11 protein-coding genes are annotated in these 9,741 nt (G+C 71.3%); 7 read left to right on the forward strand and 4 right to left on the reverse strand.

Translation table 11 applies throughout. The features are described 5' to 3' along the window. The first annotated feature begins 164 nt into the window (after nt 1–164). Both ACIBF7_RS05970 and ACIBF7_RS05975 read left to right on the forward strand, forming a co-directional pair. Nucleotides 165–1,106 (forward strand): hypothetical protein, encoded by a 942-nt coding sequence (locus tag ACIBF7_RS05970; RefSeq protein WP_148036107.1) that lies wholly within the window; start codon nt 165–167, stop codon nt 1,104–1,106. A gap of 5 nt (nt 1,107–1,111) precedes the next feature. Then, nucleotides 1,112–1,903 (forward strand): MauE/DoxX family redox-associated membrane protein, encoded by a 792-nt coding sequence (locus ACIBF7_RS05975; RefSeq protein ID WP_397196543.1) that lies wholly within the window; start codon nt 1,112–1,114, stop codon nt 1,901–1,903. 103 nt (nt 1,904–2,006) lie between these two features. On the opposite strand, the gene ACIBF7_RS05980 is transcribed toward ACIBF7_RS05975, so the two are convergent. Next, nucleotides 2,007–3,188: an ATP-binding protein gene (locus ACIBF7_RS05980; RefSeq protein WP_148036109.1), complete on the reverse strand. Its 1,182-nt coding sequence runs from the start codon at nt 3,186–3,188 to the stop codon at nt 2,007–2,009. Between the two features lie 234 nt (nt 3,189–3,422). Between ACIBF7_RS05980 and ACIBF7_RS05985 the strand changes: the two genes are divergently transcribed. Genes ACIBF7_RS05985 through ACIBF7_RS06005 form a run of 5 tightly spaced genes read left to right on the forward strand, consistent with a single transcriptional unit; the run spans nt 3,423 to nt 7,216 of the window. Then, entirely contained in the window at nt 3,423–3,893 is a 471-nt protein-coding gene (locus ACIBF7_RS05985) for a SigE family RNA polymerase sigma factor (RefSeq protein ID WP_271276281.1), read from the forward strand. After that, complete coding sequence (locus ACIBF7_RS05990; protein WP_271276282.1) at nt 3,890–5,086, forward strand: hypothetical protein; 1,197 nt, start codon at nt 3,890–3,892, stop codon at nt 5,084–5,086. The genes ACIBF7_RS05985 and ACIBF7_RS05990 overlap by 4 nt, the downstream gene beginning before the upstream one ends. A gap of 10 nt (nt 5,087–5,096) precedes the next feature. Next, complete coding sequence (locus tag ACIBF7_RS05995; protein ID WP_397196544.1) at nt 5,097–5,555, forward strand: MaoC family dehydratase; 459 nt, start codon at nt 5,097–5,099, stop codon at nt 5,553–5,555. Nucleotides 5,556–5,591: 36 nt separating this feature from the next. Then, nucleotides 5,592–6,062 (forward strand): SigE family RNA polymerase sigma factor, encoded by a 471-nt coding sequence (locus tag ACIBF7_RS06000; protein ID WP_148036113.1) that lies wholly within the window; start codon nt 5,592–5,594, stop codon nt 6,060–6,062. Next, complete coding sequence (locus ACIBF7_RS06005) at nt 6,059–7,216, forward strand: hypothetical protein (protein WP_271276283.1); 1,158 nt, start codon at nt 6,059–6,061, stop codon at nt 7,214–7,216. The genes ACIBF7_RS06000 and ACIBF7_RS06005 overlap by 4 nt, the downstream gene beginning before the upstream one ends. Here ACIBF7_RS06005 and ACIBF7_RS06010 read toward each other — a convergent pair. From ACIBF7_RS06010 to ACIBF7_RS06020, 3 genes are read right to left on the reverse strand one after another with little or no spacing between them, the layout of a single operon-like run. Next, nucleotides 7,209–7,463, reverse strand: coding sequence for a hypothetical protein (locus ACIBF7_RS06010; RefSeq protein ID WP_148036115.1), 255 nt, complete (start codon nt 7,461–7,463; stop codon nt 7,209–7,211). The genes ACIBF7_RS06005 and ACIBF7_RS06010 overlap by 8 nt on opposite strands. After that, nucleotides 7,460–9,013: a radical SAM protein gene (locus ACIBF7_RS06015; RefSeq protein ID WP_246641035.1), complete on the reverse strand. Its 1,554-nt coding sequence runs from the start codon at nt 9,011–9,013 to the stop codon at nt 7,460–7,462. Before ACIBF7_RS06015 ends, ACIBF7_RS06010 begins: the two co-directional genes overlap by 4 nt. Then, entirely contained in the window at nt 9,010–9,741 is a 732-nt protein-coding gene (locus ACIBF7_RS06020) for a prolipoprotein diacylglyceryl transferase (RefSeq protein WP_397196545.1), read from the reverse strand. Before ACIBF7_RS06020 ends, ACIBF7_RS06015 begins: the two co-directional genes overlap by 4 nt.

A 9,741-nucleotide genomic window follows, 5' to 3' on the forward strand; every position in this document is an offset into this window, starting at 1 on the left:
TGACCCGCAATCCAGGATTCGGCCCGCCGACGACAAAGGTCCGTCAAGGTCGGTGGCAGATTGTTCGACGCCGGATGTCATCTCCTTCACTGGGGGATGCGTATTTTGCTCTTGTCTGCGGCGTACGGCGCGACCTCTCTTCCGGCCGTGTGACCCTAGAACGCATGGCGTATCCGAGCGTTGACCGCAGGCGGGTGCTGGCCGCCGCGGTGCTGGGCCGCGAGCCGGGAGTTCCGGGCCCGGGCCCGGAGGGGGAGCCGCTACGCGCGGTCACCGGGCAGATCCGCGACGTCAGCCCGCACCTCATCCTCGTCGAGACCCCCGAGGGCGGGAGCGAGCGGCTGGTCATCGCGCCGTGGGCCAAGGCCTGGCACGGCGCCGACGTCACGCCCGCCGACCTGCCCGTCGGGGCCAGGGTCGTCATGCGTACGCGCGAGGGCCGCGTGGTCGAGCGCATCTGGGCCGACACGATCCGCATCACCGGCACGATCATGTCCGTCGAAGGCCGCAAGGACGTCACGGTCGAGCTTGACTGCGGGCCGCACCGGGGCCGCCGGACCATTCTCATCCCGTACCGCGCGACCGGCAGGCTGCGGGTGCGCCATCCCCAGTTCGAGCCGGGCTACCTGTTCGACGCGATCGGCATCAGGAAGGACGGCACGGCGCTGGCCATGCTGCCCGCCACCTCCCAGCCCGCCTACCCGGCGCGGTCGGTGCCGGCGCCGCCGCCCGCCTACGGCGGCATGACCTCCCGCATCTCCGGCACCGTCACCTGGGCCGACGCCTTCGACGAGGACGAGCGGGGCGCGGCCTACCCCATGGTGGAGCGCTCCGACGCGGGCTGCCCGGACGCCGGGGTGTCCTGCGCCGGGCTGCCCTACCTCGCGATCGGCTCGCTGCTGCAGGTGCACAATGTGTGCGACGGCCGCTCGGTGAACGTGCCGATCGTCGCGTGCGGCTGCCTGGCCGGGCGCTTCTGCGACCGCTGCGTCGAGTGCGACACCTCGCCGCGCGGGCGGATCGCCGAGCTGTCGCCCCTCTCGTACGTCGAACTCGGCGGCGACCTGGTCAAAGGGTGTTTCAACGCGCAGATCGGCTTGGGGTGAGGTACATGCTGGCATCGCAGCTGCCGGTCCTGATCGTCCTGCTGTGCCTCGGCACGGCGGCGAAGGTGGCCGTCATACGGTCCGGCAGGGAGCCGAACGCGCTGGCCAGGCTCGGCCCCGCCGTGCTGGTGCCCGGCCGCTTCCGGGCCCCGGCTCTGCTGGCGTGCGGGGCGGCGGAGCTGGTGCTGGCCGCCGGGCTGCTGCTCACCACGCACCCGATCTTCCGTTTCGCGACGGTCGCGTTCTTCGCCATGTCCACGTACGTGCTCCTGGAGCTGCGCAGGCGCCGGCCCGACGCGGGCTGCGGGTGCTTCGGCGAGGTCAGCTCGGCTCCGGTCGGGGTACGGTCGATCGCCAGGACCATGGCGTTGACCGGCATGGCCGTGGTGACGGTGTGGGCGCCGGTGCCCGGCTGGGTGGCTTTCGCCCAGCCGTCATGGGAGTTCGCGCTGGCCGGGCTGCTGGTGCTGGCCGTGCTCTCGCCCGAGATCGACGAGCTGATCGAGCGGGCCCGCCACCGGGCGCCGTGTGAGCAGCGCCGCGGGCCCGCCGAGGGGATCATGCTGGCGCGGCTGCGGTCGAGCGGCACGTGGCGGGCCCACCGGGCGGAGCTGACCACGGCCGAGCCCTACGACAGCTGGCGCGAGCTGTGCTGGCGGTTCTTCGCGTTCAAGAACCACCAGCAGGACGACGTGGTGTTCGCCGTCTTCATGGCCGGCCGCCGACCGGCCGTCAGGGTGGCGGTGGTCGAGGCGGACAGCGAGTCTCTGCCCTCGTATACGCCAGTATCGGCCTGACGCTAGAGAGGGCTAGATTCCCTTCGACGGGCATGACGATTTAACTCTATTGGGCTATCTAGCTTCCCCTCTAGACAACCCAATAGAGGTCTAGGGGTGCCGTCTAGATCGGTTGGGCACGCAGGAACCTCCCGAAATGCGGCACGGTGAACGCGATCAGCCCGCGCTCGGCACTGTAGATCAGACCCTTCTTGATCAGGCTGTCGCGGGCGGGGGACAGGCTCGACGGCTTGCGGCCCAGGGACTCCGCCACGTCGGCGGTCGCCACCGGCTCGTCGCCGATCTCGGCCATGGCTCGCATGTAGTCGCGCTCGGCCGGGGTCGCGCGTTCGTAGCGGCTGCCGAAGAAGCCCACGGCCAGCTCCTCCTCGGCCTCCGGCGCCGACACCCGGACGTCGTCGAGCGTGATCGGGCTGCGCGGCGCGAGATCCCAGGCGACCTTGCCGTAGGCCTGCACGAAGTAGGGGTAGCCGTCGGCCGCGTCGTAGAGGGCGTCGAGCGCCTCCTGGGTGAACTCGACGTCTTCCTCGCGCGCGGGCAGCATGAGCGCCAGGTCGGCGGCCTCTCGGTCGAGCTTGTCGATGCGGGCGTAGCGGAAGAGCCGCTCGGAGTAGCTCTTGCTGGCCGACAGCACGCTCGGCAGGTGCGGCAGCCCTGCCCCGACCACGATCAGCGGGCCGCCGGTTTGCGACAGCTCGTGGCAGGCGGCGCACAGGGCCGAGATGTCGGCGGACTGGACGTCCTGCATCTCGTCGATGAACAGCGCGATGCCCACGCCCAGGTCGGTCGCGACGCCCGCGGCGTCGACGAACAGCTCGGTGAGGTCGATCTCCAGGTCGCCGGAGTCGGCGCGGCCACGCGTGGCCGGCACCTCGATGCCGGGCGACCAGTGGGAGGTGCCCTTGGCGGCGGACGGGTCGCGCATCGCGAACGCCTTCAGCACGCCGAGGAACTCCTCGATGCGCTCCGGCGCGCGGTGGCGCGGCGCCAGCTCGCGGATCGCCATGTGGAGGGCGGCGGCGACGGGCCTGCGGATCGACTGGTCGGGCCTGGCCTCGATCTTGCCGGTGCCCCACAGCCGCTGGATGGCCATCGAGCGGAACGTGTTGAGCAGCACGGTCTTGCCGACGCCGCGCAGGCCGGTGATGACCATGCTGCGCTCGGGCCGCCCGCGGGCCACCCGCTCCAGCACGACCTCGAACTGCTGAAGCTCACGGTCGCGCCCGGCGAGCTCCGGCGGACGCTGCCCGGCTCCGGGGGCGTAAGGATTGCGCACGGGGTCCACGCTCTCCGACTTTATTGCGCCATATAGCGGGCGTCTTAGATTCGGGAAGAAAGTGTGATGGCGTGTCCGAGCAGGGGGCATCGCGAGCACCGTCACCGGACACACCCCCTCTCACCAGGCCGAACCTCTGTTCGATTCGCGCTGGTACGACTGTAGCGCGGACTCGAACAGGTGCGCGATGATTTCAGGTAAAGATCTTCGCAACAGCTCCGCGCCCCCGTGCGTCATGGAAGTGTGGAGTTCGAGGATTTCGTCCGCGCCCGCGGGCCGGCCCTGCTGCGCTACGGGTATGTGCTCACGGGCAACCCCGACGACGCCGCCGACCTCGTACAGGAAGCGCTGCTCAAGCTGGGCGACTCCTGGCGGCGGGTGCGCAACAAGGACAACCCCGAGGCGTACGTGCGCATCACCATGGCCAGGCAGCACGTGAGCTGGTGGCGCAGGCGGCGGCGCGAGCGGATCACGGACGACGTCCCCGATGGCTCGTACACCGACGCCCACTCCACCGGTGAGTTGTGGAGGGAACTGGCCACGCTGCCGGGCAGGCAGCGTGTCGTGCTGGTGCTGCGCTACTACGAGGACCTGTCGGACCAGGAGATCGCCGACATCCTCGGCATCTCACGCGGAACGGTTCGGAGCCTGGCCTTCCGTGCGCTCAACACGCTCCGGGTACGGCCGGCCGTCTTCGAGGGGAGGCATTCGTGAGGACCGAGGAAGAGCTGGTCAGGGCCCTGCGCGAAGGCGCGGCGGGCGCGCCCGACACGGATCTGCTGGCAGGCGTCGCACGGCTCCGCCGAAGGCGCACCATGCGGCGGGTCCAGGTGCTCGCCGCGGCGGCGGTGATCGCGGTGGCGGGTACGGGCACGGCGGTGGTCAGGGGTCTCGGCCCGGGGGAAGGAGAGGGTTCCCGGCCGGCGGCCACCGCGATGGTCACCGTGGCCCCCGTCGCGGCGACGGTGACGGAGCTGTGGCCGCAGGCGCTGTTCACGATGCCGGCGACCAACGCCGACGGCTGGCGCTACCGCCCGGTCACCGCGCTCAGCGCCACTCAGGTGCTGCTCGCCGCCGAGTCCTCGTTCGAGAAGGCCGGCACGTTCGAGATCTACGACACCGGGACCGGGACGGCCAGGGTGGTCACCCAGGTGCCGAGAGGCAGGGGCCTGAAGAGGTACTTCCCCCAGTCCGCGACCGTGGGCCCCGCCGACATCGCCTGGTCCGGATCCGGCGAACGGGCTGACGGCACCCCCGTACGCGAGATCTGGACCGCCCCCCTGGCCGGCGGCGCGGCGAGGCTCCTCGCCACCCGCACCGGCGAGGACGCCGACCTCGACGGGATCTCCATCGGCGGCGGCCACGTGGTCTGGTCCGAGACCGACGGCGGCGTGTGGCGCGTCCCGCTCGCGGGCGGCGACCCGGAGCGCGTCCCCGGCGGCGACGGCCTCCACCTGATCGCGTGGCCCTGGGCCGCCGACGTCGCCAAGGGCCCCGAGGGCTTCGAGCACAACCAGACCCGGCTGGTGAACCTCGCCGACGGCACGACCCGGACCACGGCCGCGCCGCCGGGCGTGACCGGCTGGAGGTGCGGCCCCGTCTGGTGCCACGGCCAGAGGGACGACGGCCTGCTGATCCAGCGCGCCGACGGCACCGGCACGCCGCGGTCGCGTCAGGTCCGCGGCGTCAGGATGCACGCCTATCCCGCGCTGGAGCGCTTCCTGGTCGACAGCGACGTGTACGACCTCGCCACGGACAAGCTGGGCCGCCTCGACGAGCCGACCGACTGGTACGGCACCGGCACCTCGTCCGAGCCCAGCACGATCCTCTACTGGGGAGCGACCAAGGGGGACAAGCCGGACGAGTTCCGGGTGCTCAACTTGGCAGCCGTCCCACCTGCCCAATAGCGTTCGGCCCATGCGGACCTTCGCGAACATCCAGGAGCTCAAGGACGGCGTCGGCGAGACGTTCGGCCCCACCGAGTGGCGCACGATCACCCAGGACAGGGTCAACCTGTTCGCCGACGCCACCGACGACCACCAGTGGATCCACGTCGACGCCGAGCGGGCCAAGGAGGGCCCGTTCGGCGGCACGATCGCCCACGGCTACCTGAGCCTGTCGCTGCTGCCGTCGTTCATGTTCGAGCTGATCCGCGTCGAGGGCATCCAGATGGGCGTCAACTTCGGCCTGAACAAGGTCCGCTTCCCCCGCCCCGTCCCGGTCGGCTCGCGCGTCCGCGCCGTCGCCGAGCTGACCAGCGTCAAGGGCACCCCGGCGGGCTACCTGTCGGCGCTCAAGATGACCATCGAGGTCGAGGGCGAGCGCCGCCCCGCCTGCGTCGCCGAGACCCTCTCCCTGCACGTGCCCGCCGAGTGATGCAACAGAAGCGCCCCTCTCACGGTCCTTGGATCCGTGGACCAATCGTTCGACGAGTTCGTCCGAGCCAGGGGTGACGCTCTCCTCCGGTACGGCTACGTACTGACCGGAAACACCGAGGACGCGGCCGACCTCGTCCAGGAGGCGCTGGCCAGGCTGGGCAACGCGTGGTCGCGGGTGCGCAAGAAGGACAGCCCCGAAGGCTACGTGCGCACCACCATGGTGCGGCTGCACATCAACGCCTGGCGGCGCCGCCACCGCGAGGACCTCGTCGCGGCCGTGCCCGAGCGCGGCGACTTCGACCGGTACGACGACGCCGACCTCTGGGCCGAGCTGGGCAGGCTGCCCCGCCGGATGCGCGCCGTGCTCGTGCTGCGCTACTACGAGGATCTCCCCGACGACGAGATCGCGGAGATCCTCGGCGTCTCCCGCGGCACCGTGCGCAGCCAGGCCGCGCGCGCCCTGGGCAAGCTCCGGATCACGCATGCGCTGGAGGAGGCGCGATGAGAAGCGAAGAGGACCTGATCCGCACCCTGCACACCGCCGCCGGGCACGCCGAGCCGGAGCCCACGCTGGCGGCCTCGGTGGCCGCCCGCCGCAGGTCGCGCCGGCGTGAGGGGTGGGCGCGGACGGCGCTGGCCGCCGCCGCGGTGGTGCTGGTGGCGGGAGGCACGACGGTGGTCCTGTCCGACGGCGGCGGGCGGGCGCGACCGGCGGCCGAGGTCACCCGGGGCGTCGAGCAGGCCGCCGAGGTCTGGCCCGAGGCGATGTTCACGGTGCCGGGCACGGCCGTCGACGGCCGGGAATACCAGCCGATGGCCGCGATCAGCCCGGCCGAGGTGCTGGTGAGCGCCGTGGCACCCGGCGTGAAGCCGGATCGCCTGGAGGTGTTCGACACCGGAATCAGGCAGTTCCGGACGGTCACCAGCATGCCGAAGCCCAACGTGCCGGGCTACCGCTTCCGCGACGTCAAGGCGAGGGACAATCACATCGTCTGGTGGGGCGAGACGCCTCACGCCGGCGAAGGCGCATGGGCCGACTTCTGGTACGTGCCGCGAGCCGGCGGCGAGTCCGGGCACGTCGCCAAGCTGACCGGAGAGCTGGCCCAGGTGGACGCCGTCGACATCACCGGCGACCACATCGTGTTCTCCGTCGAGCGGGGCGGCGTCTACCGGCTCCCGCTGACCGGTGGCAAGCCGGAGAAGATCAAGGGCACCGACGGCCTCCATCTCAGGTCATGGCCGCTGGCCGCCGGCTACACCGCGGGCGAGTCGCACGAGCGGAACCAGAACCGCACGGTCAACCTGGAAACCGGCCGGTCGGCCGACGTCTCGGTGCCGAGCGGAGCCCGCGGTCTGATCTGCGGCATCCAGTGGTGCGCGGGCGTGCTCGACGGCGGCCCCTTCCGCCAGCGGCCCGACGGATCGGACCGCCGGCCGATCCCCGCCGACCTGCGCCCTCTGGTGTTCGAAGGCCTGCCCGCCGACCGGTTCGTGCTCGGCCGGCTGTCCTCCGGGCCGGTCATCCAGGCGTTGTACGACCTCACCACCGAAGAGGTCGTGGGCCTTGACGAGGCCGAGTTCGGCGGCGGCGTCCCCACGGTCTTCTCCTGGCGGGAAGGCTCGAACCTGACCGTGGTGAACCTGCTCGCCGTCATGTGAAGGACAGCACGATCGCCGTCACCGCCGCCAGCGCGAGCACGCCCAGGTAGGCGAGGACCAGCCGGGTGTCCCGGAGCAGGCACTTGCTCCGGGTCAGCCCGGCCCGCCGCGCCTTCCAGTAACCCGCGAACCCCAGCCCGGCGAAGGCCAGCAGCGCCCACGGCCCGAACACCCAAGCCAGGAGCGCGATCGTCGCGTACACGCACAACCGGAGCGGATCGTACGGCGTGCTTGGTGGAGTCGTCACGGGAGCACCTCCAGCGGGAGCCGCAGCCGCGGTTCGGACGCCACCGCCGACAGTCGCTGCGCCGACAGCTGCGGCCACGCCTGCACGGCGCAGAACGGCGCGCACTGGTCCTGGGCCGACCGTGTGCCGACGTGCACGCAGCACTGCGTGAGCCGTTCCTCGATCATGGTCGAGATGTCCATGAACGGCTTGATCGTGATCCGGACCACCCGCTCGCCCATCATCCGGCGCAGCTTCTTGCGCCGGCCCGGCAGCGCCGACGAGGCCAGCGTGAGCAGCGTGGAGACGCCGAGGTCGCAGTTCTCGCAGATGTTGCGCCACAGCTCGCCGATCTGCGGATGCGACAGCGACGACTGCTCCGACAGCAGGTCGAGCAGCGACTCCTGCACCGCCAGGCGCAGCTCGCGGGGGATCTCGGAGTCGGCGATGCGGTTGGCGACCAGGCCCAGGTTCTCCTTGAGCCGGTCGTGGCCGATCAGCGCCACCAGCGAGCGCCACCGCTGCGAGTCGTCGCGGATGAGGTAGCCGACCGAGCAGCAGTGCGGGTGGGAGCACGGCAGCGCGGTCAGGTCACGCCACGTCACCAGCCCGCCGGTCTGCGGGCCGAGCCGCTTGAGCACGCCCGTGTGGGTCAGCCGGTCCATCGGGTCGATCGTCCCCGACCTGCCCGAGCCGAACTGCGGCTGCAGCGACACGCCGCCCACGAACGGGGTGTCGAGCGCCACCTTGACGACGTCGCCGATCTCGCCGTCGTTCACGCCGAGCGCCGCCGTCATCACCAGCGTGGTGAAGATCTCCCGCTCCGAGAGCCGCGCCACGGCCTGCCGCTTCAGCCTGCGCAGGTCGCCGCCGCGGTGGTGTCTCGACGCCTCCGCCGAGGAGCCGTCGTACTGCAGGTAGACCTCCACCCGCTCGCGGTGCTCGGTGAGCAGGTCGAGCAGGGCGTCGTCGCGGGCGATCAGCACGCCGTTGGTGTTGATCAAGATGCGGGTGATCGGGCGTGCGGCCAGCTCGTGCAGCAGCGTCTTCAACTCGGGGTGCAGGGTCGGCTCGCCGCCGCTCAGCATGAGCACGTCGAGCTTGCCGTTCTCCCTGGCCAGCCGCTGGTCGACGTTCGCCAGCACCTCGGCGACCGGCACCACGCCGTTGAGCTCGGGCGAGCTGTCGGCGAAGCACGTGGGGCAGCGCAGGTTGCACGCCTCCGCGATGTCCTCCAGCAGGATGCAGGTGTGCTGCGTCTGCAGCTCGGGCAGCCCCTTGAGGTACGCCGCCGGCACCGGATCGAAGTTGCCCGCGAGATCCGGCACGTGCTGCTTGGTTGGAGCGGTCCACTCCTCCAGGTAGGCGAGGATCTCCGGGTCCTCGTCGTAGAGCGTGCGCACCAGCCCGTGCTCCCGGCAGCCCCGCTCCAGCCACACCTTGCCGTCGCGCACCGCCAGGTAGCCGCTCAGCCGCTCGATCCGGTCGAGGTCGCGGCCGTGGCAGTGGGGGCAGAACGCGTTCACGTAGCGGACGATGCGGTCGCCTCGGAGACCCATCCCCGTGCTCATGTCATGACCTTTCGCTTGAAGAGGGCAGCGTAGTAGCCGCGTCGCCACCCGTACGCGAGCCTCAGCCCGAGCAGCAGCATCCCCGGCAGGAGGAACCACTGCGGGCCCGTCAGCTCCAGCCACAGGATGTCGTTGGCCCGGGTGAACTCCACACAGAACCGGAAGAACCCGTACGCCGCGACATACAACGTGAACAGCTCACCGGGCCGGGTCAGCCGCTTGCGCGCCCACAGCAGGGCGGCGAACGCGGCCAGGTGGAAGACGATCTCGTACAGGAACGACGGATGCATCGCCTGCCCCGTCAGGCAGCCGGGGCAGTCGGGCGTGCTCGCGGGGGCGTGGACGCCCCACGGCAGGCCGGTCGGCCGGCCCGGGGCCTCGGTCAGGTGGCAGCCGATCCGGCCGACCGCCATGCCCAGCGCCACCGCCGGCGCGAACAGGTCACCGGTGCGCTCCTTGTAGCCGATGATCCGCTTGGCGACCAGGACTCCGACGTACGCGCCCGCCAGCCCGCCGAGGACGCTGCGTGAGCCGTACAGCCACAGCTGCTGCAGGTCCAGCGTCTCCAGCCAGCCGGCCAGGCGCATGCCGATGGCGCCGCCGACCAGCGCGCCGGTGACGGCCACCAGCGACTGCTCGTTGAGCGCGCCCCTGCTGCGGGCCTCGTAGAAGAACACCACCGAGGCGACCGCGACGCCGAGGCCGACGAAGATCTCGTGCAGCGGCAT

The sequence above is a fragment of the Nonomuraea sp. NPDC050478 genome (assembly GCF_044458265.1).
GTDB lineage: Bacteria > Actinomycetota > Actinomycetes > Streptosporangiales > Streptosporangiaceae > Nonomuraea > Nonomuraea ferruginea.